The organism is Microbacterium sp. NPDC089698 (assembly GCF_044749045.1).
GTDB lineage: Bacteria > Actinomycetota > Actinomycetes > Actinomycetales > Microbacteriaceae > Microbacterium.
The window spans coordinates 179,120-203,462 of the sequence record NZ_JBIVHE010000002.1 but is presented as its reverse complement, the minus strand read 5'-3'; the positions used below and the strand labels follow the sequence as shown (position 1 = coordinate 203,462).

26 protein-coding genes and 1 pseudogene are annotated in these 24,343 nt (G+C 69.4%); 12 read left to right on the top strand and 15 right to left on the bottom strand.

Going from position 1 to position 24,343, the window contains the following annotated elements; genetic code table 11:
- Window positions 1-108: 108 nt before the first annotated feature.
- Together ACIPY5_RS08035 and ACIPY5_RS08030 are read right to left on the bottom strand one after the other, a co-directional pair.
- A complete protein-coding gene (locus ACIPY5_RS08035; RefSeq protein ID WP_400968958.1) occupies window positions 109-1,479 on the bottom strand; it encodes a hypothetical protein in 1,371 nt (456 codons plus the stop codon).
- A gap of 259 nt (window positions 1,480-1,738) precedes the next feature.
- Window positions 1,739-3,022, bottom strand: a complete 1,284-nt coding sequence (locus tag ACIPY5_RS08030; RefSeq protein WP_400968955.1) for an MFS transporter — start codon at window positions 3,020-3,022, stop codon at window positions 1,739-1,741.
- A gap of 125 nt (window positions 3,023-3,147) precedes the next feature.
- Here ACIPY5_RS08030 and ACIPY5_RS08025 point away from each other — a divergent pair, with 125 nt between their 5' ends.
- Window positions 3,148-4,788, top strand: coding sequence for a LuxR C-terminal-related transcriptional regulator (locus ACIPY5_RS08025; protein ID WP_400968952.1), 1,641 nt, complete (start codon window positions 3,148-3,150; stop codon window positions 4,786-4,788).
- A gap of 45 nt (window positions 4,789-4,833) precedes the next feature.
- Here the strand turns inward: ACIPY5_RS08025 and ACIPY5_RS08020 are convergent, their stop codons facing one another.
- From ACIPY5_RS08020 to ACIPY5_RS08000, 5 genes are all read right to left on the bottom strand, one after another.
- Window positions 4,834-5,184 carry a TraR/DksA C4-type zinc finger protein gene (locus ACIPY5_RS08020; protein WP_309342520.1) on the bottom strand — a complete coding sequence of 117 codons (351 nt, stop codon included), beginning with the start codon at window positions 5,182-5,184 and terminating at the stop codon, window positions 4,834-4,836.
- A gap of 39 nt (window positions 5,185-5,223) precedes the next feature.
- Window positions 5,224-5,547, bottom strand: coding sequence for a cupin domain-containing protein (locus ACIPY5_RS08015; protein ID WP_400968949.1), 324 nt, complete (start codon window positions 5,545-5,547; stop codon window positions 5,224-5,226).
- 76 nt (window positions 5,548-5,623) lie between these two features.
- Window positions 5,624-5,770: a hypothetical protein gene (locus ACIPY5_RS08010; protein WP_309342518.1), complete on the bottom strand. Its 147-nt coding sequence runs from the start codon at window positions 5,768-5,770 to the stop codon at window positions 5,624-5,626.
- Window positions 5,771-5,789: 19 nt separating this feature from the next.
- Window positions 5,790-8,117: a phosphoribosylformylglycinamidine synthase subunit PurL gene (gene purL, locus ACIPY5_RS08005; RefSeq protein WP_400968945.1), complete on the bottom strand. Its 2,328-nt coding sequence runs from the start codon at window positions 8,115-8,117 to the stop codon at window positions 5,790-5,792.
- A gap of 530 nt (window positions 8,118-8,647) precedes the next feature.
- Window positions 8,648-9,643 (bottom strand): SDR family NAD(P)-dependent oxidoreductase, encoded by a 996-nt coding sequence (locus tag ACIPY5_RS08000; RefSeq protein ID WP_400968942.1) that lies wholly within the window; start codon window positions 9,641-9,643, stop codon window positions 8,648-8,650.
- Between the two features lie 106 nt (window positions 9,644-9,749).
- Here ACIPY5_RS08000 and ACIPY5_RS07995 point away from each other — a divergent pair, with 106 nt between their 5' ends.
- From ACIPY5_RS07995 to ACIPY5_RS07980, 4 genes are all read left to right on the top strand, one after another.
- Window positions 9,750-10,322 (top strand): TetR/AcrR family transcriptional regulator, encoded by a 573-nt coding sequence (locus ACIPY5_RS07995; protein WP_400968940.1) that lies wholly within the window; start codon window positions 9,750-9,752, stop codon window positions 10,320-10,322.
- A gap of 68 nt (window positions 10,323-10,390) precedes the next feature.
- Window positions 10,391-10,912 carry a hypothetical protein gene (locus ACIPY5_RS07990; protein ID WP_400968937.1) on the top strand — a complete coding sequence of 174 codons (522 nt, stop codon included), beginning with the start codon at window positions 10,391-10,393 and terminating at the stop codon, window positions 10,910-10,912.
- 320 nt (window positions 10,913-11,232) lie between these two features.
- Window positions 11,233-11,757, top strand: a complete 525-nt coding sequence (locus tag ACIPY5_RS07985) for a PKD domain-containing protein (protein WP_400968934.1) — start codon at window positions 11,233-11,235, stop codon at window positions 11,755-11,757.
- Between the two features lie 123 nt (window positions 11,758-11,880).
- A complete protein-coding gene (locus ACIPY5_RS07980; protein WP_309356847.1) occupies window positions 11,881-13,473 on the top strand; it encodes an APC family permease in 1,593 nt (530 codons plus the stop codon).
- 31 nt (window positions 13,474-13,504) lie between these two features.
- On the opposite strand, the gene ACIPY5_RS07975 is transcribed toward ACIPY5_RS07980, so the two are convergent.
- The 5 genes from ACIPY5_RS07975 to ACIPY5_RS07955 form a co-directional block, all read right to left on the bottom strand.
- Window positions 13,505-14,632 carry a nuclease-related domain-containing protein gene (locus ACIPY5_RS07975; protein ID WP_400968930.1) on the bottom strand — a complete coding sequence of 376 codons (1,128 nt, stop codon included), beginning with the start codon at window positions 14,630-14,632 and terminating at the stop codon, window positions 13,505-13,507.
- A 75-nt stretch (window positions 14,633-14,707) separates the two neighbouring features.
- Entirely contained in the window at window positions 14,708-15,634 is a 927-nt protein-coding gene (locus ACIPY5_RS07970; RefSeq protein WP_400968927.1) for an NAD(P)/FAD-dependent oxidoreductase, read from the bottom strand.
- A gap of 99 nt (window positions 15,635-15,733) precedes the next feature.
- On the bottom strand, window positions 15,734-16,057 hold the full coding sequence (locus ACIPY5_RS07965; protein WP_400968924.1) for a hypothetical protein: 324 nt from the start codon (window positions 16,055-16,057) through the stop codon (window positions 15,734-15,736).
- Between the two features lie 39 nt (window positions 16,058-16,096).
- Entirely contained in the window at window positions 16,097-16,489 is a 393-nt protein-coding gene (locus ACIPY5_RS07960; protein WP_400968921.1) for a type II toxin-antitoxin system VapC family toxin, read from the bottom strand.
- Window positions 16,486-16,716, bottom strand: a complete 231-nt coding sequence (locus tag ACIPY5_RS07955) for a FitA-like ribbon-helix-helix domain-containing protein (RefSeq protein ID WP_400968918.1) — start codon at window positions 16,714-16,716, stop codon at window positions 16,486-16,488. The genes ACIPY5_RS07960 and ACIPY5_RS07955 overlap by 4 nt, the downstream gene beginning before the upstream one ends.
- A 206-nt stretch (window positions 16,717-16,922) precedes the next feature.
- Here ACIPY5_RS07955 and ACIPY5_RS07950 point away from each other — a divergent pair, with 206 nt between their 5' ends.
- The 5 genes from ACIPY5_RS07950 (at window position 16,923) to ACIPY5_RS07930 (ending at window position 21,254) form a co-directional block, all read left to right on the top strand.
- A complete protein-coding gene (locus ACIPY5_RS07950) occupies window positions 16,923-17,804 on the top strand; it encodes a DUF2520 domain-containing protein (protein ID WP_400968916.1) in 882 nt (293 codons plus the stop codon).
- The gene (panC, locus tag ACIPY5_RS07945; RefSeq protein ID WP_400968913.1) at window positions 17,801-18,667 is read left to right on the top strand and encodes a pantoate--beta-alanine ligase; all 867 of its coding nucleotides are present in this window, start codon (window positions 17,801-17,803) and stop codon (window positions 18,665-18,667) included. Before ACIPY5_RS07950 ends, panC begins: the two co-directional genes overlap by 4 nt.
- Window positions 18,667-19,059: an aspartate 1-decarboxylase gene (panD, locus tag ACIPY5_RS07940; RefSeq protein ID WP_400968910.1), complete on the top strand. Its 393-nt coding sequence runs from the start codon at window positions 18,667-18,669 to the stop codon at window positions 19,057-19,059. The genes panC and panD overlap by 1 nt, the downstream gene beginning before the upstream one ends.
- Window positions 19,056-19,925: a 3-methyl-2-oxobutanoate hydroxymethyltransferase gene (gene panB, locus ACIPY5_RS07935; protein WP_400968907.1), complete on the top strand. Its 870-nt coding sequence runs from the start codon at window positions 19,056-19,058 to the stop codon at window positions 19,923-19,925. The genes panD and panB overlap by 4 nt, the downstream gene beginning before the upstream one ends.
- Window positions 19,926-20,171: 246 nt before the next feature.
- A complete protein-coding gene (locus ACIPY5_RS07930; RefSeq protein WP_400969876.1) occupies window positions 20,172-21,254 on the top strand; it encodes a type I restriction endonuclease in 1,083 nt (360 codons plus the stop codon).
- On the opposite strand, the gene ACIPY5_RS07925 is transcribed toward ACIPY5_RS07930, so the two are convergent.
- The 3 genes and pseudogenes from ACIPY5_RS07925 to ACIPY5_RS07915 all read right to left on the bottom strand — a co-directional run.
- Complete coding sequence (locus tag ACIPY5_RS07925; RefSeq protein WP_400968904.1) at window positions 21,255-22,013, bottom strand: ribonuclease H; 759 nt, start codon at window positions 22,011-22,013, stop codon at window positions 21,255-21,257.
- A gap of 43 nt (window positions 22,014-22,056) precedes the next feature.
- On the bottom strand, window positions 22,057-22,803 hold the full coding sequence (locus ACIPY5_RS07920; RefSeq protein WP_400969873.1) for a G5 domain-containing protein: 747 nt from the start codon (window positions 22,801-22,803) through the stop codon (window positions 22,057-22,059).
- A 75-nt stretch (window positions 22,804-22,878) separates the two neighbouring features.
- Window positions 22,879-22,980: pseudogene (locus ACIPY5_RS07915) on the bottom strand (DUF2510 domain-containing protein); the annotation flags it as partial.
- 210 nt (window positions 22,981-23,190) lie between these two features.
- Between ACIPY5_RS07915 and ACIPY5_RS07910 the strand changes: the two are divergent.
- Together ACIPY5_RS07910 and ACIPY5_RS07905 are read left to right on the top strand one after the other, a co-directional pair.
- Window positions 23,191-23,784: a PadR family transcriptional regulator gene (locus tag ACIPY5_RS07910; RefSeq protein WP_309357430.1), complete on the top strand. Its 594-nt coding sequence runs from the start codon at window positions 23,191-23,193 to the stop codon at window positions 23,782-23,784.
- A 56-nt stretch (window positions 23,785-23,840) separates the two neighbouring features.
- Window positions 23,841-24,314 carry a DUF3995 domain-containing protein gene (locus ACIPY5_RS07905; RefSeq protein ID WP_400968900.1) on the top strand — a complete coding sequence of 158 codons (474 nt, stop codon included), beginning with the start codon at window positions 23,841-23,843 and terminating at the stop codon, window positions 24,312-24,314.
- Window positions 24,315-24,343 lie beyond the last annotated feature (29 nt).

Genomic DNA, 24,343 nt, shown 5'->3' with positions numbered 1-24,343 from the left:
TTCGATCTCTTTGGCTTCGCCTTCTCGGCGACGAAGGATCCCGGTCCGACCGAACGGGGATCCTTCGTGCGGTTGACAGACGCTTCGGCTGTCACCGTCTCGCGGGCATCAACAGGCGACGGCTTCGATGTAGGTGACGCCGTCCACGCCGGGAGTGAATTCGCCTCCGACCGCGCTGGAGACGTTCGAGGCGATCAGGTCGTTGCCGTGATAGAGCCCGCCGTCCGGCGCGAGGAAGAAGTTCCAGCCCACAGGGGTCGCGCCTGCGGGAACCGTCGAGTACGTCGTCAGCTGACGGATCGTGCCGTCGGCGGACCACTCGTACGTGTTCGCGACACCACCCTGAATGAACGAGACTCCGTCCGTCACCGCGACACCCGTTTTCAGCTGGTCTCCGACAGCAGCGGTCACACCGCTGGCGATGAGGAGCCCGCTGCCGTGGTACAGGTCACCGTTCGGTGCCAGGAGGAAGTTGTGCCCGACTGCCCGCACGCCGGTCGGCACGGCGGTGAAGTCTCCGCGCGCGGGATTCGCGGGATCCGCCGGGTTGACGACGTAGACCTTGGCCTGCCCGTTGGACACATACGTGACGGATTCGGCCTGGCCGCTGATCTGTTCGCCGACGGCGCTCGTGACACCGGTGTCGACCAGATCGTTGCCGTGGTACAGGTCGCCGCTCGAGGCGAGGAAGAAGTTCCAGCCCACGGCCGTCGCCCCGGCAGGGACGGCGGAAGACGTCGCCGCGGTGCCATTCGTGGCGGGATCCCACAGCCAGGTCTTCGCGACGCCGTTCTCATCGATGTACGCGACACCGTCGAGCGTGGTGCCTGCGCTGTTCATCTGCGTATCGCCGACGGCGCTGGTGACGTTCGGAGCGATGAGATTGTCGCCGTGGTACAGCCCACCGTCGGCGCCGAGGAAGAAGTTCCAGCCCACCGACCTCCTTGCAGGAGGCGTGAAGGTCAGGATCACCCCGTCGCCGGCCCGCCAATCGCGGGCGACCAGATTCGGTGTCACGACCACCGGGGCGGTCGCCGTGGCACCCGTGCTGGATGTCGCGGTCAGCACCGCGCTGGTGGCGGTCACGCCGAGGATCTGTCCGGAAGGAATCGTGATGCGGCCGGTCGTGTCCGTCGGGGAGAAGGACTTGGGGGCGGTCGACCCATCCGCCCACCGCAGTCCGGCGGGCAGTGAGACGGTCACGGTCTTCCCGGCGTCGGGTGTCGTGCCGTTCGACGTGAGATTCAGAACCACATCACCCAGGGGCCCGCATCCGGTCGCCGTGTACGGGCCGTTGACGAACTTCAGGGCCGGTGCAGCCACGGACGCGGCGGCCAGCGGTGTCGCCGCCGCCGCCGCGATGATGGGGAGGCTCCATACCGCGCCCTGGACCACCGTGCGTCGGCTGACCCGGTCGTTCCGAACGGCGTCGCCGCCCTCCGTGGCCTCCGGTGATTCGGCCGGGCGTCCTTGCAGCATCGTGGTGTGTCTCCTTCGTGGTCATGCGCTGGATACAGCGTCAAGGCGCGGGTGACGGCCGCGAAGGTCGCGTGTCGCAGCCAGGTCCGGTGTCCCGCCTTCGCGCCGGCGGAGCGCTGCTCCGCTCTCCGCGCCGGGCAGGTATCGGATACCCAACAGCCTGTCCGAGCGGTCGGGAGGATGCGATCGATTCCGGGGTGAAACGGGGGTGAAACGGGACATCGCGCCGCTGACGCGCGCCGAGGGAGCCTCGGGCCGGTCAGCAGGACCGCAGCGCATCCCTGCGCCGCTGACGGAGCATCGACACGACCGCGATGATGATCCAGCCGAGCGGGATGAGGGCGAGCAGCAGGAAGAGCGCGGAGTAGTCCGGGACGCCTCTGATCGCGATCACGGCCCCGAGGACGAGCGACGGGCCGAGGAGCTGGCCGATGCCGATGACGGCGCTGTACGCGCCCAGCCTCCGGCCGGCTCGTTCCGAGGTCGTGAGCGCCAGTGCCGCGGTGAAGAGCAGGGTGGTGCTGATGCCGATCGCGATCCCGCTGAGAAGGCCTGCGACCGCCAGCATCGCGAGGGAGGCCGTCGTCGCCCGGAGGATCAAGCCCGCCACCAGCAGCACGCCCGCGAGGGAGAGAAGGGGAAGCGTGCGTCCGAGCACGCGGGGGAGGATCAGCATGACGGCGGCCGCCCCGACGAGACCGAGGAGCGCCACGGCGAGGACGAGGGTTCCCGCCTGCGTCGCCCGATCCCAGTCGAGGCCGAGACGCGCCACGATATCCAGCGGGTGGTACGTCAGATAGGCCGACAGCGCGACCTGCGAACTGAAGCCGAGCACGAGAACCGCGGCCCACGACATCCGCGGCGCCGCGCGGTCCGCTTCGGCCGCGGGCTCGGGGGTCTGTGTGCTGCCGGGATCCGCCGCCCGCCGAGAGGTGCGCGCGAGTGCGATCGCGGGCACGGCCGCCGCGCACAGCGCGAGGCAGATCGACGTCCCCCATGCGGATCCGGGAAGCAGCATCAGCATCGCGATGGGCACCAGCAGTCCCACCGATGACACCGCGATCATGACGACCGCGCTGCGCTCCCGCCGCACGGCCGGCACGTGCGTCAGCAGGGCCCGGGACACGGCGATCGCTCCCGACATGCCTGCCTGTGCCAGGCCCCAGCCCGCGGCGAGCTCCCATCCGGAACGGGCGAGGCTCATCCACACGAGCGCGAGGACTCCCAGTGCGGTGCCCCCGAAGAGGACCCACCAGCGGCTGCGCAGCGACCGCGTCCCGAGGTCGGCGGCCCACCCCGCCACCAGGGCGCCCACGATCGCGCTGCCGGAGCCGACGGCGATGCCGGCCGTGGTCCAGCCCGCCGCCGCGTCGGCGCCCTCGACCTCCGACGCCCGTCGGGCGATCGCCACGGTCGCCGGAGGAACGAGGGCGGCGAGCAGGAAGAACTTCGCGAGGTTCGCCTTCAGGCCCAGAAATCGCGTGTCGGCGGCGGGGGCGTCCTGGCGATCACGGGGCATCGGGTCTCCCGCGACATGCGTCATGACGGCCTCTCATCCGGAGTGCCCGCCTTCTCCCGGCGGGGTGACCGGGCGGGCGCATCGGCTCCCCGGAGCATGGCCGTACCCGCGGTCGATCGGGAGGTGACGGCTCCGGCAGAATATCGGATATGGAGAGCATGCCGGCTCTGGGAGACGGACAGAAGACCGACGCACACAGCGGAGGAACCCCTTTCCGGAACCCTCCCGAGCTGGCCGTGCCGGCGACCGTGCAGGAGATCTCGGACGCCGTCGCGATCGAGGACTACGACGCCGTCATGGAGCTGCTCCGCGCCGAATGGTTCGCGCTGATCGCCGCCCATTCGGACGATCTCCGCGAACTTCTCCGCGACCTGCCGCCGTCCGATCTCCAGAGCCGTCCGCTTCTCGGCTTCGTGTACGGCCTGTCTTTCTACGGCCTCCCGCACCACCGCCTCCGGTCCGCGCGCCTCCTCCTCCTCGTCCTGCGGGCGGCGCACGGCAAGAAGCGCGAACTCCCCGCGATCGATCGCGCCCTCATCCGGGCCAGTGAAGCGGTCGCGTATCGCCTCCTCGGCCGTCCTCGCCTCGGGATCCGCTCCGCGCGAGCGGCGGTGCGCGCGCTCGACGGCCTGAGCGATGACCGGCGCGACGAGGTCGGCGACATCCCTCGGATCTACAGCCAGATCGGGACGTCGTTCTACTACGCCGGAAACGTCGAGGAGGCGCTCGGAACGCTGGCGAAGGGCTACGCCGAAGCGGCGCCCGAACGCCCGCACAACGGGTTCGGGAACATCTCGATGCTGGCGGGCATCCATGCCCTCCGCGGCGAGATGGGGCAGGCCGCGCGATACGCCGAGCTCGCGCGCGACGGCCTCTGGACGGATGTCCAGAGATCGATGTACTCCGGCACCTTCTACCGACTGGCCGAAGCGATGATCGCCCTCGAGCGCTTCGACACCGCCGCGGCGCGCGCGCAGCTGGCGAGCATGGTCAACGATCGCGACACGATCGAGTTCTGGGCGGAGATCGCGATCGTCGAAGCGTGGACGGAGCTCGTCGACGGGCGAGCGGGAGAGGCGATCGCGCGGCTCGACGCCTTCGTCGCGAGGCGGGGCGCCGAAGGGCGATCCGTCGACGCCCGGCACCGGCTCGCGGGGATCCGCGGAGTGATCCATCTCGCGCTCGGCGACCCTCACGCCGCCTCGGTGGCCCTCCGCCGCGATCTGGGCGTCGGCGCCGACGCGCACGTGCAGCGCGCGCGTGTGGCTCTGGTGCTCGGGCGGATCGACACGGTTCTCAGCGAATCGAGGCGCGCCGTCGGCGCAGGGCTCTCCGCCCGCTCGGAGGCCGAACGCCTGACGATCGAGCTGGCCGCTCTTCTCCGCGCCGCGCCGTCGGCCCGGACCTCGGGGCTCGCGCGCCAGCTCGCCGCCGTCCTGGAGCACAGCGGTCAACGTCTGGCACTCGTGCTGATCCCGTCATCCGACCTGGAAAGGGTCAGGAGGGCGCTTGCGGACGCCGGTCGCGCCGACATCGCCCAGAGCGTTCCGGCGCGATCGCTCCTGCTCCATGGCGAGACCGGGGCGAACCTGACCGAGCGCGAAGCGGTCGTGCTCGGCGAGCTGGTCCGCACGTCATCGATCAGAGCCGTGGCGTCCACCCTCTACGTCTCGTCCAACACCGTCAAGTCCCAGGTCAGAAGCATCTATCGCAAGCTCGGAGTGACGAACAGGGAGGACGCGATCGCGGTCGGACGCGCGCAGGGCCTCCTGGACGACGGCGAGCGCTGAGAATCCCGCCGGCGGGTCCCGCGAGAGCGCGGCAGGGTATCGCCCTCAGCGCCCCAGCCGCTCGGCGCAGGCGACGCAGTGCTCGGCGAAAGGGCGCACCTCGAGCCGCGCAAGGGGGATCGGTCGCCCGCAGGAGGTGCAGACGCCGTAGCCGCCCGCCTCCAGACGGGCGAGAGCGTCATCGACCTGCTGCAGCTGAGCGGCGGCGTCCTCCGCCAGCGCGGACAGCCGCGACCACTCGGATGACAGCGTCACGCCCTCGGGGTCGTGTTCGTCGTCATCGTTCGAGCCCTCCCGGTCGTGCACGAGCTCGTCGAGGGCGTGCGAGGCGGAGGCCGACCGTGCCGCGGCGCGCACGCGGAGCTCTTCGAGCAGCGCGCGGGCGTCGGCGGTCATGCCGTCACGGTAGCCGCCGGATCCGACATCCGCGGACCGCTACTCGAGCCACTCCGTCACGAACCGGTCGTTCGCGTGCACGTGCGTGGCCTCGTAGGTGCCGCCGTCGAGCACCTCGAACCGGTGCGCGACGAGCGCCGGCACCACGAGGATCTGCCCGCCCGCGCCCACGACCTGCTCCTCGCCGACGGTGAACAGGGCGCGGCCGCGGTGGATCACGAACGTCTCGACGTAGGGATGCCGGTGCAGTCGCGGTCCGGATCCGGGCGTCGATGCGTACTCGCGGATGATGCTCACCGGGGATCCGATGAGGAATCCCTCGATGCTCGCATCGAGGGCGATGTCGATGGGCTGGACGGTCATGGCGCCTCCGTTCCCTGCCCGAGGGTACGCCGCAGGGCGCCCGGGGTGAACCCCGGCGCCCTGCACGGGCGGCGTCTCAGCCGAGCAGAACCGCGAGCACGGTGGATCCGCCGCCCACCAGGATGAGAGCGACGATCACGACCCACGCGGTGATGCGGATCCGGCGCTGCCGCCGGGTGCTGTAGATCGAGAGGTCCTCGGTCTCGTCAGGGGTGCTGTTCATGAGCTTCCTCGCGGAGCGGTCAGGCCCCGACGGGCTCCGCCACGGTCGGGCCGAATGCGGCCGGCAGGGTCGCCTGGGCGGTCGCGCGCAGCTCGTCGACGGAGACGGTGAAGACGTCCTGCACCTCGAGCTGCGGAGCGCTGTCGGTCACGCCGATGCGCAGCACCGGGTAGCCGCGGCCTTCGCAGAGGCCCTGGAACTTCACGTCGTCCTCGCGGGGCACGGTCACGATCACGCGGCCGGCCGACTCGGAGAAGAGCGCCGTCGTGGCGTCCACGCCGTCGCGCTCCATCAGCTCGGTCAGCCACACGCGGGCGCCGACGCCGAACCGCATGACGCCCTCCGCGAGCGTCTGGCCGAGGCCGCCCTCGCTCAGGTCGTGCGCCGAGGAGATCAGCCACTCGTCGCGCGCCGCGCCGATCAGGCCGGCCAGGCGCTTCTCGCCCGCGAGATCGACCTTGGGAGGCAGACCGCCGAGGTGGCCGTGGACGACGTCGGCCCAGGCGGATCCGGAAAGCTCGGTCGAGGTGGTGCCGAGCAGGTAGATGTTCTGGCCCTCGTCCTGCCAGCCGGACGGGATCCGGCGCGAGACGTCGTCGATGATGCCGAGCACGCCGACCAGCGGGGTCGGGTGGATCGGCACGTCGCCGGTCTGGTTGTAGAACGAGACGTTGCCGCCGGTGACCGGCGTCCCGAGCTCGAAGCAGCCGTCCGCGAGTCCGTCGACCGTCTGGCCGAACTGCCACATGACCTCGGGGTTCTCGGGGGATCCGAAGTTCAGGCAGTCGGTGATGGCCGTGGGCTCCGCGCCCGTGACGGCGACGTTGCGGTACGCCTCGGCGAGGGCGAGCTGGGCGCCCGCGTAGGGGTCGAGCTGGCTGTAGCGGCCGTTCGCGTCGGTCGCGATCGAGAAGCCGAGGCCGGACTCCTCGTCGACGCGGATCATGCCGGCGTCATCGGGGAAGGCGAGGGCGGTGTTGCCGAGCACGTAGTAGTCGTACTGGTTCGTGATCCAGCGGGTGTCGGCGAGGTTCGGGCTCTCCAGCAGCGCGAGGAACTGCTGCTTGAGCGCCTCGGGGTCGTTGTCGCGGGGGAGCAGCTCCGCGGCGTCGGCCTGCAGCGCGTCGATCCAGGTCGGGTACGCGACGGGGCGGTCGTAGACCGGGCCATCGACGGCGACGGTGGAGGGATCCACGTCGACGATGCGCTCGCCCTGCCAGTCGATGATGAGGCGGCCGTCGCCCGTGACCTCGCCGAGGACAGAGGTCTCCACGTCCCACTTCTTCACGACGGCGAGGAACGCGTCGAGCTTCTCGGGGGCGACGATCGCCATCATGCGCTCCTGCGACTCCGACATGAGGATCTCCTCAGCGGTCAGCGTGGGGTCGCGCAGCAGCACGTTGTCGAGCGAGACGTGCATGCCGCTGTTGCCGTTGGCGGCCAGCTCGCTCGTGGCGCAGGAGATGCCGGCCGCGCCGAGGTCCTGGATCGCCTCGACGAGCTCCTCGCGGTACAGCTCGAGGCAGCACTCGATGAGCACCTTCTCGGCGAACGGGTCCCCGACCTGCACGGCGGGGCGCTTGGTCGGGCCGGTCGAGTCGAACGAGTCGGAGGCCAGGATCGACGCGCCGCCGATGCCGTCGCCGCCGGTGCGGGCGCCGAAGAGCACGACCTTGTTGCCGACGCCGGTGGCGTTCGCGAGCTTGAGGTCCTCGTGGCGCAGCACGCCGACGGCGAGCGCGTTCACGAGCGGGTTCGCCTGGTAGACGGCGTCGAAGACCGTCTCGCCGCCGATGTTCGGCAGGCCGAGGCAGTTGCCGTAGAAGCTGATGCCGGCGGTGACGCCGTGCACGACGCGGGCCGTGTCGGGGTCGTCGATCGCGCCGAAGCGCAGCGCATCCATGACCGCGACCGGGCGGGCGCCCATCGAAATGATGTCGCGGACGATGCCGCCGACGCCGGTCGCGGCGCCCTGGAACGGCTCGATGAAGGACGGGTGATTGTGCGACTCGGCCTTGAACGTGACCGCCCAGCCCTCGCCGACGTCGATGACGCCCGCGTTCTGACCCATGCCGACCATGAGGCGCTTCTTCATCTCATCCGAGACCTTCTGGCCGAACCGGCGCAGGTAGTTCTTCGAGGACTTGTAGGAGCAGTGCTCGCTCCACATGACCGAGTACATCGCCAGCTCGCCCGACGTGGGACGGCGGCCCAGGATCTCGCGGATCCGCGCGTATTCGTCGTCCTTGAGGCCGAGCGCCGCGTACGGCTGCTCCTTCTCCGGGGTCGCTTCTGCGTTGGCGACCGAGTCGGGGACGTGGTCGGTGGGGGTGTTCGGAGAGGTCACGCGGGCTCCTGGAGCGAGGGGAGGCGGGGCAGGATCCAGTCTACGTGCGGTGGGGCTGGTCGGTCCGCCGCCCGTTCGGGGGCCGACCGTCCTCGTCCCGCCGCGACGATCCGCACACATCGCGACGATCCGCACACGGATCCGGCCGAATCGTGTGCAGATCGTGCCACGGTGTGCGGATCGTCGCGCCTTGCGAGGCCGGATCCGCCGAGCGGGGCGGTCGTGCTCGCGCCGAAGTCCGTGTGCGACAATCCAAGCCCGCGGCCCGGGCCGGGCCGCATCGCCCGGGGGAGGAACCATGGGGATCACCGCAGGAGCGCTCGTCGCCGTCTTCGTCGCGCTGTTCATCGTGCTCGTGGTGCGCCGCCGGAAGTAGCGAGCCTCGCTCACCTGCGCCCCGGGCCCTGCCCGCCGGGTGACACCGGCATGATCGCGACACACCTGCACGATGGATCCGGCGATCCAGCCCTGCAGGTGTTCCCGCGTCGTGCAGGTGTCCCGGTGCCAGCCCGTGCGGCGGTTGCGACGGACTACTGCACCGACCACCCGCCGTCCGAGGCGAGGATCGCGCCGTTGATGTTCACGGCATCGTCCGAGAGCAGGAACGTGATCGACGCGGCGAGGTGCTCGGCCGTGGCCACTGTGGGGATCGCCTGCTGGAACGGCGCGAGCCGGCCGGAACCGTACTCGGACATGTGCGGCGGCATCGGGATCCCGGTCGCGACGCCGCCGGGGGCGACGGAGTTCACGCGGATCCCCTTGGGGCCGTACATGAAGGCCGCCGACTTGGTCACGCCGATGATGCCGTGCTTGCTGGCCGTGTAGGCGTTGCCGGACGCGTTGCCGCGCAGGCCGGCCTCGCTCGAGACGTTGAGGACGGATCCGCGTCCCGCCGCCTCCATGAAGGGCAGCACCGCGCGCATGAGTTTGAACGGCGCGGTGAGGTTGATCGCGATCACACGGTCCCAGACGGCGTCGGGCGTCTCGCCGGCCGGGGAGAAGTCGTCGTTGATGCCGGCGACATTGGCGAGGCCGTCGATGCGGTCGCCCGCCGCGGCGACGACGCGGTCGATCGCATCCTGCTGGGTGAGGTCGCCCGCCACGGTCACGATGCCGGGCAGCTCCGCGCTCAGGGCGTCGAGCTTGTCCGCCGCGATGTCGCAGGCGATGACGCGACCGCCCTCCCGGGCGATGCGCGAGGCGGTGGCCTTGCCGATGCCCGATGCGGCGCCCGTCACGATCACGGTCTTTCCGGCGAAGCGTCCGGGCGTGACCTGCTCGGTCCAGCCCTGCGGGGCGGCGTCCTCGGGGATCACTCCGCCGTTCGCCGCGCGCACGAGATCGTCGACCACGGACTGCGGCATGGCGCCCTGGCTCATCACGACGAGCTGCTGCAGCGGCAGGCCGAGCACGGGGGTGAGCGAGTCGGCGCTCGCACCGGACTGCGCGAGCAGCCCGCGGATCAGTTCACCGCCGGTCGCATCGGCCAGCCAGTCGCCGATGGAGGAATTCGCGGTCAGGGCCATGGGTGTCTCCTTCGTTCGCTCGTGGATCCGGTCGGTCCGGCTGCGATCGAGTTTCGCAACGGCGCGTCCACTTATTCATGAGCGTACACCTCGCTACCCTCGGAGGGTGCCTCGTCCGCGCAGTGAGAATGCCCGCCAGTCCGTGCTGGCGGCGATGCGTGGCGCGCTCGCCGCTGACGGCTACGACGCCGTGACGATCGAGGGGCTGGCCGCCGAGGCGGGGGTCTCTAAACAGACGATCTACCGGTGGTGGGGGTCGAAGGCGGCGATCCTCGGCGAGGCGCTGCTCGAAGGATCGCTCCCGGGAGCGGACGTCGCCCTGCCGTTCTCGGCAGACCTCGCCGCGGATCTGCGCGCGTGGTTCGCCACCGCGGGTGAGCACCTCTCCCGGTCCGAGAACGTGGAGCTCGCCCGAGCGCTGATCGCCGTGACCGCGACGGATCCGGAACTGGGCGCGGCCCTGAACCATCGGTTCGCGGATCCGATCGTGTCGTGGATCGTCGCCCGGATCCTCCGCGCGCAGGAGGAGGGCGCGGTGCGCGCCGACGCGGACCCCGCCGCCGTCGCAGACCAGTTCGTCGCGGCGACGTCGTACGCCGCGCTGCTCGGTCGCCCGCTCTCCGCGGACCGCGTGGATGCACTCGTGGATCTGGTGATGCACGGGCTCGCGGTGCGCTGAATCCCGTCCTTCGCCCGGCCAGTGGATAACTTCTGCGGCGCTCCGGCGGATCTGGCTACGGTGTCGGGATGATTCCCCGGCGCAGTGCTCTCCTCACCACGGCCGTCGTCGCGGGCGTGATCGGGCTCTCGGCCTGCACGCCCGTCCCGGCTCCCGAACCGACACCAACCCCGCTGTTCGCAAGCGAAGCGGAAGCGTTCAAGGCGGCGGAGCGGGTGTTTCGCGACTACGTCACAGCCGAGAATGCGCTGCAGGGCGGCGACCAGTCCGCGAAGCCCGAGCTGTATCTGACTGGCGACGCCCTCAGTCGAGATATCGAGTCGAAGCGCGCCTCAAAGGCCAACGGAACCAAGGTTGAAGGTGCAACGAAGATAGCCAGATTCACTGGGGAAAGCGCTGGACTCGCCAACGGGGCTGTTCGTGCTGCAGTGTGTCTAGACGTTTCGACAACCAAGATTCTTAGCTCTCAAGGGGAGGACATCACACCCGGCTCCAGGCCTACTCTTGTCAGTCTCGATGTCCGGTTCCTCTCCGTGGGGATCGATCTGAAGATCATCGCGATGTCCCCGGGTGCTGTGCCATGCACATGACATTCGGTCGGACCATCAAGTCGGGCACGGCGCATGTAGGGGCGCTCCTCAGTGTGTTGTCCGTCCTAGCAATCTGCACCGTCGATGTCCCTTCTGTCGTGCAGGGTCGGGTCTGCACGTACGAGGAGATCCTCCACGGTGATTGTGTCGCTGGCGGAGGCGATGTCATCGTCGGAGGTTCCGAGACTGACGACAGCGAGACCCAAACGAACGGGGGTGGCGACGCCAACCCGGGTGGTGACACTCCAACACCGTCCCCGCAGGAAGCCTGCGCGGCAACCCCAGGGCCGCCGAGCGCCTATTGCCGCTCGCTCAGGCCCGTGGGTGCAGTGGACGCCGTACGGATACCCGGCGGCCGCAGCTGGAGCGTCACCATCACCGATCTCGCCCGATTCGTCCCGTCCGCCGCCACGGTCGGCGGTGAGCCCGGCAACGTCGCGGTCGTCGGCCTGCCGGCGAACTTCCTCAGCGGTGCGAGGACCGAGACCATCCCTGGCACGATTCTCGGCCGGGCGCTGAGCATCCGCTTCACTCCGGTGAACTACGCCTTCGACTACGGCGACGGAGAACGCCGAGACAGCGCAGGGCCCGGCACTGCGTGGGATGCCAACCGCCAGGCGCAGTTCACACCCACCAGCACGAGCCACGTCTACAAGGAGGCGGGCCGATACACCGTCACGGTCACCGTCACCTACGCCGCGGACGTCGATCTCGGCAGTGGCTGGATCCCGATCCGCGGCACGCTGGACGGTCCGCCCGCGGGCCAGGAGATCCGTGTCGTCAAGGCGCACACGGCACTCGTGCTGGGTACCTGTCAGGAGCGCCCATCGGCGCCCGGCTGTTGAAAGTGGATTCCACAACCATTCAGCCAACCCATAAGGTCGTTACATCGCGGCACGCGGTCACGAGCTCCCGATCCGCTCACCGCCGCCGCACACGCGCTACCCACGCAGGAAAGCAGGACTCTCATGGCAGAGAAGTACGACCAGGCCACATCGGATCCGGCGACGCGAACCCTCGACTCGGTCACCGGGATCAGCAAGAAGGGCCTTCCGACGGGAACCGTCGGCGTGCTCGGTGCGCTCGTGATCGGCATCTCGACCTGCGCGCCCGCCTACACCCTGACGGCCGCGGTCGGCCCCGCGGCGAGCGAGGTCGGCTACCAGACACCCGCCATCTTCCTCATGGGCTTCATCCCGATGCTGCTCGTCGCGCTCGGCTACCGCGCGCTCAACTCCGCGATGCCCGACTCGGGAACGTCCTTCACCTGGGCCACCCGGGCGTTCGGGCCGTGGGTCGGCTGGATGGCCGGATGGGGCCTCGTCGCCGCCACGGTGCTCGTGCTCTCGAACCTCGCCGGCATCGCGGTGGAGTTCCTGTTCCAGTCGATCAGCATCCTCGTCGGGGATCCGTCGATCGCCGATCTGGCGGCGAACAAGTTCATCAACATCCTCGTCTGCCTCGCCTTCATGGCGCTCGCGACGCTGATCTCGTACCGTGGCATGACGTCGACGAAGATCTTCCAGTACATCACCGTGATCTTCCAGATGGCCGTCATGGTCTGGTTCGTCGTCGCGATGTTCGTGGGCGCGGGAGACCCCGCCAACAAGCAGGCCAAGATGCCGGAGCTGAGCTGGTTCAACCCGTTCGAAGTGTCGAGCTTCAGCGCCTTCGCGGCGGGCATCGCGGTCTCGATCTTCGTCTACTGGGGCTGGGACACCGTGCTGACCATGGGCGAGGAGACGAAGCCGTCCAAGGGGCGCCTGTCGACCGAGAGCAAGGCGGCCATGATCCTGGTCGGGATCCTCGTCGTCCTCTACGTCGGCACCGCGACGGCCACCGTCGCCTTCGCCGGGCTCGGCGACGGGCCGACCGGCCTCGGCAACCCGGAGATCATCGAGAACGTCTTCGCGGCGCTCGCGCACCCGGTCATGGGGCCGGCGGCGATCCTGCTCTCGCTCGCGATCCTGGTGAGCGCGATGGCGTCGATCAACTCCACGGCGATCTCGCCCGCCCGCACGCTGCTCGCGATGTCGCACTACGGGGCGCTGCCGCCGGCGATCAAGAAGGTCCACCCGAAGTACAAGTCGCCGCACGTCGCCCTGCTGCTCTCGTCGCTGGTCGCGTCCGTGTTCTACGCGGTGATGCGCTTCATCAGCGAAGACGTGCTGTGGGACACGATCACCGCGCTCGGCATGATGGTCTGCTTCTACTACGGCATCACGGCGCTCGCGAGTCCCTGGTACTTCCGCAAGTCGGCGTTCCGCGAGGGCCTGGGATCCGTCATCTCGAAGATCGTCCTTCCCGGCATCGGCGGGATCCTGCTGCTCATCGTGTTCGTGAAGACGACGATCGACGCGATGGACCCGTCCGCCGGATCCGGCAGCAACATCGCCGGAGTGGGGCTGGTCGGGATCATCGGCGTGACCGTCCTCGGGATCGGCGTGATCCTGATGTTCGTGCAGGCCAAGGCGGATCCGGCGTTCTTCCGCGGTGAGCGGCTCGCGAAGACCGACGCCACCAAGGACACGTCGGCGCAGGTCTTCGACGACGGGCTGTAAGCGCGGCGCGGCTTAAGCGCGACGCGGCCGGTCAGGCCACCGCGCGCCGACGGGCCGCCATCCGCGGTCCGTCCTGCGTCGGCGTCGGTGCGGAATCGGTCGTCCGCGCCGACCGCGGCGGCACCCGGAACGTGAGCGGCACCGGGCTGGAGAACTCGGAGGCGAACCGGCCCGTGCCGTGCAGGTCGGCGCCGAGCTCGCGGACGGTCGCGACCAGCTGGGTGAGCTGATGCGACGTCGGTGCTGCGGATCCGTTCGCCTGCACATCGATGAGCGCCTTCTGGATCGTGCGGGCCGAGGCGATCCGCGTCGCCCGGCCGCGCTCGCCCTCGTCGAGTCCGTTCGTCCAGACCCGCGCGTCCGGATGCGAGTAGAAGACGCACGTCTGCACGTACGGGGCCGATCCGTGCCGGGTCGCGAGGTGACCGTGGAACCGCCGGGCCTGCCGCCGCACCTGGAACGCCGGCGACTCGCCCTCGAGCTTCGAACGCACGGAGACGGATCCGGCGCTGTCGCGCTTCAGTGCGATTGCGTACGACGTCGGCAGGACGGCTTCGTCGAACAGGATGGACAGCGCGCCGGCCATCGATGACGGCTTCTTGCCGTCGAAGATGAGCCCCTTCCAGTTCTTGCTGTCGACCAGGACCACGGCTTTCTCGGTGATCACCAGATGGTCGAGCTGCACGCAGTACGGGGCAGTCGCCTCGTCGTCGTGCGGGGAGAACACGATGTTCGTCGCGATGATCGCGTCGAGCCCTGCGGCGGTGCACGCGTCGACGAGCAGTTCGCGCGAGGCGAGCTCCCACCGCATGCCCTGACCCGCGAGCTGCTGGGACTCGGTCCCGGCCTTGACCGCGGCATCGCGCTCGGCCTGCAGGCGGGAGATCTCGGTCGCGTGCGCGGCCAGGAGCTGCTGCGCCTGGGAATCGTTCCGGACGGTCAGTTCGGCGAGTGTCGCGTCGTGCTGCTCCTGGAGCTCTCGCTTCTCACCGGCGTGCCGAGCGGTGAGCGCACCCTCCTCCGAGGAATGCTCCTGGCGCACCGCGGCGAGCTCGTCCTTGGCGCGCCGGGTGCGCCGGCTCATCACCCACGTGGTGACGACGAGGGCGACGAAGAGGACCGCGGCGGTGACGATCAGGGCGAGGGCGGATGTCTCCATCGGTCCAGCCAATCAGGCGCGGCGGACATTTCCCGGCAGCCGACTGCGCGCCGGACGGATCCGATTTTCCGATCGTCAGCGCTGGTCGGCGATGGCGCGCTGGGTGTCCTCGAACATGAGCGAGGCGTTGACGGCCCCGCCGACCGCCGAGCCGGCGCCCATGGACATCGGGACGTTGGCGGCGAGGTTGGTGATGTTGCCCGCGGCCCAGATCCGCGGGTGACTGGTACGGCCCGACGGGTCGGTGCGGAGGAGGGGGCCGTGCTCGGTGTCGACGCGGACGAGGTCTCCCGGGAGGAATCCGTCGCGCGGGTGGAGGGCGGTTCCGAGGAAGATCGCGTCCGCGGCGGTCGTGGCGCCGTCCGCGGTGCGGAGGAGGAGCTCGTCGTCGTCGGAGACCGTCACGGATGTCACAGGCGAGGAGACGATCGCGGTGCCGCGGGCGCTGAGCCGCTGTGCGGTCTCGGCGTCGAGCGGCTCCGCGGCGGCGGTGAAGGCGGTGATCCGGTCGCTCCACTGCCGGACGAGCTGCGCTTGGAACGGGCTCATGGTGCTCGTCGCGATGACCGCGAGCCGCTGCCCCCGCACCTCCCAGCCGTGGCAGTAGGGGCAGTGCAGGACGCGGGTGCCCCAGTGTTCGGCGAGGCCGGGGATGTCGGGGAGGCCGTCGGTCACGCCCGTGGCGGCGATCAGCGCGCGGGCGGTGAACGTGCGGTGAGTCAGGTGGGCGGTGACGGCGTCGTCCGATGCGGTGACCCGGTCGACCTGTCCATCGAGGAAGGTGACGTCGTAGGGTTCGAGCTCGGCGCGTCCCCGGGCGCGCAGCTCCGCGGGCGGCAGGTTGTCGATGCCGAGGACGCCGTGCATGGCGCTCGCGAATCTGTTGCGCGGCTCGCCGCCGTCGATGACGAGGACGGAGCGGCGGGCCCTTCCGAGCATGTGGGCGGCGCTGAGCCCGGCCGGGCCGGCGCCGACGATGATCGCGTCGTATGCGGTGTTCATGCCGACAACGAACCACGCCGGAAGCACTCTGTGCGAGTCCTGTTGCAGATCTGCAAACGACGCCAGGAGTCGGTGAGATGCACCCGGGCGGTGCGCGCGTCAGACGCGCACGTAGGCCGCACCCTCGAACTGGGCGTCGCTCAGTGCGACGACGGCGGCCGGAACCGTGATGACGCCGGGCTGGAGCGCATCGACCGAGATCCGATGGCTGCGCAGGCCGCCCTCGCAGGCCTCGACCGTGGCGACGTCCGTCGTCGGCAGCGGCGCGGCGTCGGCGGCGACGCCGGGGATCGCCGGCCCGTTCACGATGATCCGGATCCGCGTCTCAGGGCGATGCCCGTGCAGGATCCCGGCCATGCCGATCGCGCGCGTGATATCCTCCGGCCGATCCGACACATGCAGCAGGACGGTTCGAGCAGTCATGGATCCATACTCGCGCATCGGGTGCGGGCGGCCGGGGCGTCACCACTCCACCGCTTCCACATCGCAGTGCAGTCGGACTGCCTTCGCCAACCGCCGGTCGAGCGTCAGCAGGGGGCATCGGAACGCCTCTGCGAGTGCGACGTAGCTCGCGTCGTAGGTGGAGAAGTTGCTTCGAAGCGCCAGCACTCTCGGGACCAACGGCAGGGTGGGGTGAAGGTCGATGGGGAGGCGCAGAAGATCGCTGCACGCGACGTCGAGGTCGTGACTGTCGAGATGTCCTCCGAAATTCAACCCGCGGAGCGCCGAGGCGGCCTCGATGGGCAGGACATCGGGGGCGATGAGCGTCTCGCCCACGAGGAGGTCGAGCAATCGCGGAGCGGATCCGTGATCGACGAGCAGTTCGACGACCGTCGAGGCGTCGATGACGATCATCGACCGCGCCGGCCGTCCCGAATCGCCTTGAGGATCGCTTCGCGAGGGACGTGCCGGGGCGGGCGCTGACTCAGCTCTGTGAGCGCTTCCGTCAGCGTCGGCCGCTCGGCCAGGTGCGTGAGCTCCGCGGTCAGGTATTGCTGAAGGGACTGTCCGCGCGCTTCCGCGCGCGCCGACAGAACGGAGTGCACCGCCGGGTCGAGGTCGCGAATAAGCACGTTCGGCATGCTTACAGTATGCATGCAGGTCACCCGATCCGGTAGCGTGTGTCGAACCCCGCAGGTCGTAACGGAGATCAGAGGACGCAATCTTGCTACACAATGCACGCTCAAATTACACAAATGGTTGTCTGATTGCTCTCTGATTTGGCGCGGATCCGTCCGTGGGCGGATACTCGACCCGTCCCGGACGTCGATCCCGACCGGGTCCAACAATGAACGAAGCCGTCTCTTCCACGTCGTCCGCTCCGGACCGCAGCATCGCCGTCGTCGGTGCCGGCCGGCTCGGTGGTGTGCTCGCGCGTGCGCTCGGCGAAGCGGGATTCGAGGTGCGCGGCCCGTTCGGGCGGGGTGACGAGATCCCCGCCGTCGACGTCGTGATCCTTTGCGTCCCCGATGCGGCGATCCACGACGCGGCATCGGCCGCCCGCCCGCATGCGCGGCTGATCGGCCACGTCTCGGGAGCGACGGGTCTCGACGACGTCGACTTCAGCATCCATCCGCTGCAGACGTTCACAGGATCTGAGGCGCCGGACGTCTTCCACGGCATCGGCGCGGCGATCGACGGGCGCACGGCGGAAGCGCTCGCCGCCGCGGAGGGCATCGCGCGAGCGCTCGGAGCGCACCCGTTCCGGGTCGATGACGCGCATCGTGCGGGTTATCACGCGTCTGCGTCGATCGCCTCGAATCTGCTGCTCGCTGTGCTCGACGCGGCCGAGCAGGTCGCCGGATCGGCGGGGATCCCCTCGGCGGAGGCGCGCACGATCCTCGCCCCGCTCGTGCGGCAGACCGTCGAGAACTGGGTCGGGGTCGGCGCGGCTCGAGCGCTCACCGGGCCGATCGCCCGAGGGGACGAGGAGACCGTCGCCCGGCAGCGCGCCGCCGTCGTGGAGGGCGTGCCTGAGCTTGCGCCGCTCTTCGACGCGCTGACGGACCGGACCCGTGCGCTTGCCGCGACCGCCGGTGACCGCGTTTCGTCTCGCTTCGCTCGCTCAACGACCCCGGATGAGGCGGAGGCGGGCGATCGCGTTTCGTCTCGCTTCGCTCGCTCAACGACCCCGGGGCCGACGACCGACTCCGAGAGGAACCGCGCATGAGGATCATCCGCACGATCGCCGAACTCCGTGGGATCGTCCGTGACGCGAAGCGACAGGATAAGACCGTGGGTCTCGTGCCGACCATGGGCGCCTTCCATGCCGGTCACCTGTCGCTCATGGAGCAGGCCAGGGCGAACAACGACCTCGTCGTGGTGTCGCTTTTCGTCAACCCCACCCAGTTCGGTGCGAACGAGGATCTCAGCAGCTACCCGCGGGACGAGGAGCGCGACGCCGCCCTCGCCGAGCAGAGCGGTGTCGACATCCTCTTCGCCCCGGAGCCTTCCGAGATCTACCCGGACGGCTTCGCCACGACGATCCACATCGCCGGCATCACGGACGTGCTCGACGGAGCGAGCCGCGGCGCGCACCACTTCGACGGCGTCGCCACGGTCGTCGCGAAGCTGTTCGGCATCGTCGCGCCCGACGTCGCCTACTTCGGGCAGAAGGATGCGCAGCAGGTGCTCGTGGTCCGCCGGCTCGTGCGTGACCTGAACCTCGACGTGCGCATCGAGGCGTGCCCGATCGTCCGCGAGGACGACGGTCTCGCGATGAGCTCGCGCAACATCTACCTCGACGCCGAGGCCAGGGCCCAGGCGACGGCGCTCAACCGGGCGCTCGATGCCGCGCAGGAGCTCGCCGACGCGGGGGAGCGCGACGCCGATGCCCTCATCGCCGCCGCCCGCGCCGTCCTCGCCGACGCCGGCATCGCCCCCGAGTACCTCGAACTCCGCGACGCGGAGAACCTGCAGGTCGTCACCCGGCTCGACGGCGAAGCGCTGCTCGCCGTCGCCGCCCGCGTGGGTGCCGCACGACTGATCGACAACCACATCCTTCGTTCTGCCGACGGGAGAGGCGACGCCTGATGCGACGCACCATGCTGAAGTCGAAGATCCACCGCGCGACGATCACCGGATCCGACCTGCACTATGTGGGATCCATCACGATCGACCCCGACCTGCTCGAGGCGGCCGACATCCTCCCCCACGAGCAGGTGCACGTGGTCGACGTGGACAACGGATCCCGGTTCGAGACCTACACGATCGCCGGACGGCGGGGATCCGGCGTGATCCAGGTCAACGGCGCCGCCGCCCGCCTCGTGCACACCGGCGACACGGTGATCGTCATCTCCTATGCCGACTACTCGCCCGCGGACCTCGCCGACTATGCGCCGACCGTGGTGCATGTCGACCGGTCGAACGCCATCCTCCAGGTCGACGACGCCGTCGATGTGCTGCTGACGGAGGCCCTCGCATGAGCGCGCACGCCGCCCCCACGCGCCGGCTCACGCTCGGCGACCTCGCGGCGAAGAAGGCCGCGGGCGAGCCGATCGTGATGGTCACCGCGTACGACCACCCCGGCGCGCAGATCGTCGAGGCGGCCGGCGTCGACATGGTGCTGGTCGGCGATTCCGCCGCGATGACCGTGCTCGGCTACGACAGTACGGTGCCGGTGTCGGTCGACGAGATGATCATGCTCACGAAGGCCGTGCGCCGCGGACTCACGAAGCCCCTGCTGGTGGCGGATCTGCCGTTCGGATCCTACGAGACCTCGGACGCGCAGGCCCTCGCCACGGCCCAGCGCTTCATCAAGGAGACCGGCTGCGACCTCGTCAAGATCGAGCGCGGCGGCACCTCGGTCGACCGGGCGCGGGCGCTCGTCGCCGCGGGGATCCCCGTCGTCGGCCACGTGGGCCTCACCCCGCAGACGGCGACCTCGCTCGGCGGATACCGCTCCCAGGGCCGCACGGCCGAGGCCGCCCTCGCGGTGATCGACAGCGCGATCGCGCTGCAGGACGCGGGATGCTCGCTGCTCGTCGTCGAGGCGGTGCCGAGCGAGGTCACGGCGGCGCTCATGCCGCTGCTCGACATCCCGGTGATCGGGATCGGCGCCGGATCCGCCACGGACGGCCAGGTGCTCGTCTTCCACGACCTGCTCGGGATCTACGACGGAGGCGCGGCCAAGTTCGTCAAGCGCTACGCCGACCTGCGATCCGCCGCGATCGACGGTGTGACCGCCTATGCCGACGAAGTGCGCGAGCACGTGTATCCGGCTCCGGAGCACGCGTACTCGATGCCCGCGGACGAGGCCGCGCGGCTGCGCGATCTGCTCGCGGGGCGGTAGCTCCGGGATCGGGGTGCGGCCTGGGGTGTAAGCCTCGTTTGGGGCGCACCTCCCGGTTTTGGGGCGCGTCCCGCCACGAATCCGTGGTCTAGGGCGCCCCAAAACGGTGGGACACGCCCCAAAACGGACGAGGGAACCATCATCAGTCCTCTCTGTCGTGCCGGTTCGGCCTGCTTGCGGTCGACTGCGGAGGTTCCGCTAATCTCGGATGCACATGTCGGATCAATGACGATCGGAATGGGAATCATGGACTTCAGTGAGCGCCTCGATTCGCTGGCAGCGAAGATCAAGAATCAAGCGGGGGTCATCCAGACCGAGGAAGCGGCGAAGAACGCTTTCGTGATGCCCTTCATCTCCGCCATCTTGGGCTATGACGTCTTCGACCCCATGGAGGTGGTTCCCGAGTTCACCGCCGACGTTGGCGTAAAGCGCGGCGAGAAGATTGACTACGCGATCGTTCGCGGGAACGAAGCGCAGATCCTAATCGAGTGCAAGGTTTCGACCGGCGCTCTCCGGCTTGAGCACGCTTCGCAACTCTTCCGATACTTCGCCGTTACGAACGCGCGGATCGCTGTGCTGACCAACGGAATCGAGTGGCACTTCTACACTGATTTGGATGCGCCCAACCGGATGGATGCCAAGCCATTCCTTGTGCTTGACATGCTCGATATTGACGAGACGCTCATCCCTGAGATTCAGAAGCTCAGCAAGGAAAGCTTTGATGTCGAATCGATTGTGAACGCAGCCGAGGAACTGAAGTACGTTGGTGCCCTCAAACGCGAGATTGCTGCCCAGTTCCGTGAACCGAGTGATGAGTGGGTGAAGTTCTTCACGTCCCGCGTCTACGAGGGGGCGTTCACTCAAAGAGTGCGGCAGCAGTTCACCGGACTGGTTGGCAAAGCGGCACAGCAATTCCTGACGGAACGGGTCAACGATCGCCTAAAGACTGCGCTTGTTGTCGGCGGAGGTGCGGTGCCGGCAAGCCCACCTCAGTCGATGAGTGAGCAAGCTTCCGACCGGGACTTGGATCGGGACACAGATGTGGTCACGACTCTGGAAGAGCTAGAGGGATACCAGATCGTCAAGGCGATTGCGTGCGGCGAGGTGAAGCCCCACCGGATCGCTCAGCGTGACTCGAAGAGCTACTTCGCGATCCTTCTCGACGACAACAACCGCAAGCCGATCGCGCGGCTTCACTTCAATGGGAAACAGAAGTACTTGGGACTTCTCGATGAGGACAAGGTAGAAACTCGTCATCCGATCGAGGACGTTGACGGTATCTATGCCTATTCCGAGAGCATCAGAGAAGCCGTTCGCCGCTACCTCTAGTCAGATTAGGCGACGAAGCGCCTCCTCCAGGGGCACGCCCTGCGCGTCGGCGCGGTCGCGGAGTCGGGCGTGCTCCTCGGCGCTGAGCGTCACGCGCAGCTCGGTCGGGGCCGTGTCGGCAGGAAGATCGAGGCCGTCGAGCAGGTCGGAGGCCTCGGCCCAGAGCGCCGGTGCAGGGGCGGCGGAGGGCGCCACGACCGGGAGGGCGAAGGATCCGGCGGAAGGCGCCGCGACGGCGTCCGAGGTCGCAGCCGTGGCGGGGGCAGGCGCCGAAGCGGCTGCCGCCGCAGCGCCGCGCGAGAAGCCCGGACCCCGGTCCGGATCCCGCTTCTTCTGATACGCGGTCGCCGCAGCGTTCGCGCGGTGGTCGGCGGCCTCGTTCAGGGGATGCCCGGCGTGGCCCTTGACCCACGTGAACGACACGTCGCGCCCCCGGAGCGCCTCGTCGATGCCCTCGAGCAGATCGCGGTTGAGCACGGGACCGCCGTCGGACTTGCGCCAGCCCTTGCGCTTCCACCCCGGCATCCACTTCGTCACGGAGTCGATCACGTACCGGCTGTCGCACTCGATCACGAGCTTCTCGTCCGCGGCGTCCGCGGTCGCGAGCAGCAGCTCGAGCACGGCGCGCAGCTCGCCCTGGTTGTTCGTGCCGTGGGGGGATCCGCCGGCGGCCCAGTTGTCGTCGTCGATGTACCAGGCCCAGCCGTTGGGTCCGGGATTGCCCAGGGCGGAACCGTCTGCCGCGGCGGTGATCGTCATGCTTCCACCGTAGGGCGTGGCGGGACGAGGGCCGGGCGTGGCGCTACTTGTCGCAGCCGATACCGTCTCCGTCGCGGTCGAGGTCGTAGATGTCCGTGCCGATCACACGTACGGGCCCTCTGACGTAAGCCGGACCATTGCCGCTGCCTCCGGCGCAGTCGACGTCGCTGGCGATGGGAACGCACGCGCCGGCATAGTTCGGGTCGCAGTCCCTCGAAGGCTCCTGCGCGACGAGGGGTGCCGGCGCCGCAGCCTGCTGTTCGCGCGTGCCGCGGGCGGTGACCTCGGTGATCGGCGCGACGGTGACGGCTTCCCGAACTGGGGTCCGCCCTGTCTCTTTCCCGCCGACCTTCGTCACGCGGTAGGTCGTTACCTTCGTACCGTCGACGCCCGCGGTGACGACTTCGGTGGTGCCGAGGTCGCGCGTGGCGTCGTCCACGGTCGAACGCTCGAACGGGATCGCTGTCGCGACGTCTATCTCCTCGAATGCGGTCGGGGTGGGAGTGGGCGTCGCCTTCGAAGCCGCGAACGCGTGCGGTGTCTCGGTCGTCGAGACCGCGGCGGTCTCCGTCGCCGGCCGAGTGGCCCCGTTGGCGGCGCCGCCGCCGATCATCAGGAGCAGTGCCGCTCCCAGCGCAAGAAGGCCGGAGGTGCGGGAACGCAGAAAGAGTCGCGGTGCACCGCCGCGGATGAAGACGTAGACAGCGAGGCCGATCGCTCCCAGAACCGCGAGAGCAAGTAGCACCGGCGTGACCCGTGCCAGCACGCCACCGAACAGGATGACGCCCACCAGCACGAGTGCGATGACCCACCAGGGATGACGCCGGGGCGGTGTCTTCGCCGTCGCGGGGTCGGCGGTGGCGTTGGCGGGAGCAGTCTGCGCGGTCCACGCAGCGCCGTCCCACCAGCGCAGAAGCGCGCTGTCCTGAGGATCGGGGTACCACGAAGGAGGAGGGGCATCAGTCATTGCAGTCGCCGTTCGGGTCTGTCGGCATCGGGTGCCCGAATCCTATCGATCTGCTGAGAGTGCGTCCACACGTGGGGGCCCGGTCGACGCGCGAGGTGATTCTCCTCGCCCAGCATCGTGCGAACGGATCCGGATCCGCTCTTCCCTTCCGATACATAGCGACATATCGTTAACTATCGCTCGGGACGAGCAGGAATCGAGGAGGTCGTCATGGACAACACATTCGGACCGCGTGGATTCGGTGGGTCGGGGTTCGGACCCGGCGGGGGACGCGGCTTCGGCGGACGCCCGGGGATGAACCCGACCGCAGGCCTCTGGGAGGCGATGGAGCACCTGCGCTCCGCCTTCGACCAGCGCCCTCAGGCCCCGCGCATGGCGCGCGGCGACGTGCGGGCCGCGGTGCTCGCCCTGCTCGCCGAGCAGCCGATGCACGGCTACCAGATCATCCAGGAGATCGAGGAGCGCAGCGGCGGCTCGTGGAAGCCGAGCGCCGGATCCGTGTACCCGACGCTGCAGTTGCTCGCGGACGAGGGACTGATCGAGGCTGCCGAGCAGGGCGGACGCAAGACCTACTCGCTCACCGAGGCCGGTCGTGCCGTCGCCGATGAGGCGGGCACGCCGCCGTGGGAGAGCTCCGGCGCCCGTGCGGGCGCCGCATCGTTCGGCGCGCTGCCGAAGGCGGGGGTCGACCTCGCGGGCGCGGCGGCGCAGGTCGCGCGCACCGGCACTCCGGAGCAGGTGCAGCAGGCGATCGACGTGCTCGACGAAGCGCGCCGCCGTCTGTACGCGATCCTCGCCGACTGATGGCGGCCGGTTCGGCGGAGTCAGCAGAACTCGGGGCCGGGGCTGACTCCGCGGCCTTGTCCCCGCAACCGGTGATCGGCGCGCTCGGCGCGTCCGGGATCGCGGGTCGGGTCGTCGGTGCGGCCGGGCTCGCCGCCGTCGGCCTCCTTCATGTCCTCTGGGCCGCCGGCAGTTCGTGGCCGGCGCGGGATGCGGATGCGCTGGCCGACGCGGTCGTGGGATCCGCGCACGTCCCGGCCGCCGGCCCCACGGCGGGAGTGGCGGCGCTGGCTCTCGGCGGTGCCGCAATCGTCAGCGGTGCGGGCGGCGACCGGCCGGTCGCACGGCTGATCCGCGCGGGCGCCGCCGCCGCGCTACTAGCTCGAGGACTCGCCGGTGGTGTCGTGGCGACGCGGGTCCTCCGGCTCCCGGATCCGAGTGCGCGCTTCCGCGATCTCGATCGCCTCGTCTACCGGCCCCTGTGCCTCGTGCTCGGCGCGGCGGTCGCGTGGGGGTCGCTCGGCCGGATCCGGCGCAGGAAGATGGGATAGGAGGCACATCGTCATGGTCAACGATCGGA

Excerpts from the sequence above, each read along its gene's own strand:
- ACIPY5_RS08035 (WP_400968958.1), bottom strand. The coding sequence starts at position 1,479 with ATGCTGCAAGGACGCCCGGCCGAATCACCGGAGGCCACGGAGGGCGGC.
- ACIPY5_RS08030 (WP_400968955.1), bottom strand. The coding sequence starts at position 3,022 with ATGACGCATGTCGCGGGAGACCCGATGCCCCGTGATCGCCAGGACGCC.
- ACIPY5_RS08025 (WP_400968952.1), top strand. The coding sequence starts at position 3,148 with ATGGAGAGCATGCCGGCTCTGGGAGACGGACAGAAGACCGACGCACAC.
- ACIPY5_RS08020 (WP_309342520.1), bottom strand. The coding sequence starts at position 5,184 with ATGACCGCCGACGCCCGCGCGCTGCTCGAAGAGCTCCGCGTGCGCGCC.
- ACIPY5_RS08015 (WP_400968949.1), bottom strand. The coding sequence starts at position 5,547 with ATGACCGTCCAGCCCATCGACATCGCCCTCGATGCGAGCATCGAGGGA.
- ACIPY5_RS08010 (WP_309342518.1), bottom strand. The coding sequence starts at position 5,770 with ATGAACAGCACCCCTGACGAGACCGAGGACCTCTCGATCTACAGCACC.
- ACIPY5_RS08000 (WP_400968942.1), bottom strand. The coding sequence starts at position 9,643 with ATGGCCCTGACCGCGAATTCCTCCATCGGCGACTGGCTGGCCGATGCG.
- ACIPY5_RS07990 (WP_400968937.1), top strand. The coding sequence starts at position 10,391 with ATGATTCCCCGGCGCAGTGCTCTCCTCACCACGGCCGTCGTCGCGGGC.
- ACIPY5_RS07980 (WP_309356847.1), top strand. The coding sequence starts at position 11,881 with ATGGCAGAGAAGTACGACCAGGCCACATCGGATCCGGCGACGCGAACC.
- ACIPY5_RS07975 (WP_400968930.1), bottom strand. The coding sequence starts at position 14,632 with ATGGAGACATCCGCCCTCGCCCTGATCGTCACCGCCGCGGTCCTCTTC.
- ACIPY5_RS07970 (WP_400968927.1), bottom strand. The coding sequence starts at position 15,634 with ATGAACACCGCATACGACGCGATCATCGTCGGCGCCGGCCCGGCCGGG.
- ACIPY5_RS07965 (WP_400968924.1), bottom strand. The coding sequence starts at position 16,057 with ATGACTGCTCGAACCGTCCTGCTGCATGTGTCGGATCGGCCGGAGGAT.
- ACIPY5_RS07960 (WP_400968921.1), bottom strand. The coding sequence starts at position 16,489 with ATGATCGTCATCGACGCCTCGACGGTCGTCGAACTGCTCGTCGATCAC.
- ACIPY5_RS07955 (WP_400968918.1), bottom strand. The coding sequence starts at position 16,716 with ATGCCGAACGTGCTTATTCGCGACCTCGACCCGGCGGTGCACTCCGTT.
- ACIPY5_RS07950 (WP_400968916.1), top strand. The coding sequence starts at position 16,923 with ATGAACGAAGCCGTCTCTTCCACGTCGTCCGCTCCGGACCGCAGCATC.
- panC (WP_400968913.1), top strand. The coding sequence starts at position 17,801 with ATGAGGATCATCCGCACGATCGCCGAACTCCGTGGGATCGTCCGTGAC.
- panD (WP_400968910.1), top strand. The coding sequence starts at position 18,667 with ATGCGACGCACCATGCTGAAGTCGAAGATCCACCGCGCGACGATCACC.
- panB (WP_400968907.1), top strand. The coding sequence starts at position 19,056 with ATGAGCGCGCACGCCGCCCCCACGCGCCGGCTCACGCTCGGCGACCTC.
- ACIPY5_RS07930 (WP_400969876.1), top strand. The coding sequence starts at position 20,172 with ATGGACTTCAGTGAGCGCCTCGATTCGCTGGCAGCGAAGATCAAGAAT.
- ACIPY5_RS07925 (WP_400968904.1), bottom strand. The coding sequence starts at position 22,013 with ATGACGATCACCGCCGCGGCAGACGGTTCCGCCCTGGGCAATCCCGGA.
- ACIPY5_RS07910 (WP_309357430.1), top strand. The coding sequence starts at position 23,191 with ATGGACAACACATTCGGACCGCGTGGATTCGGTGGGTCGGGGTTCGGA.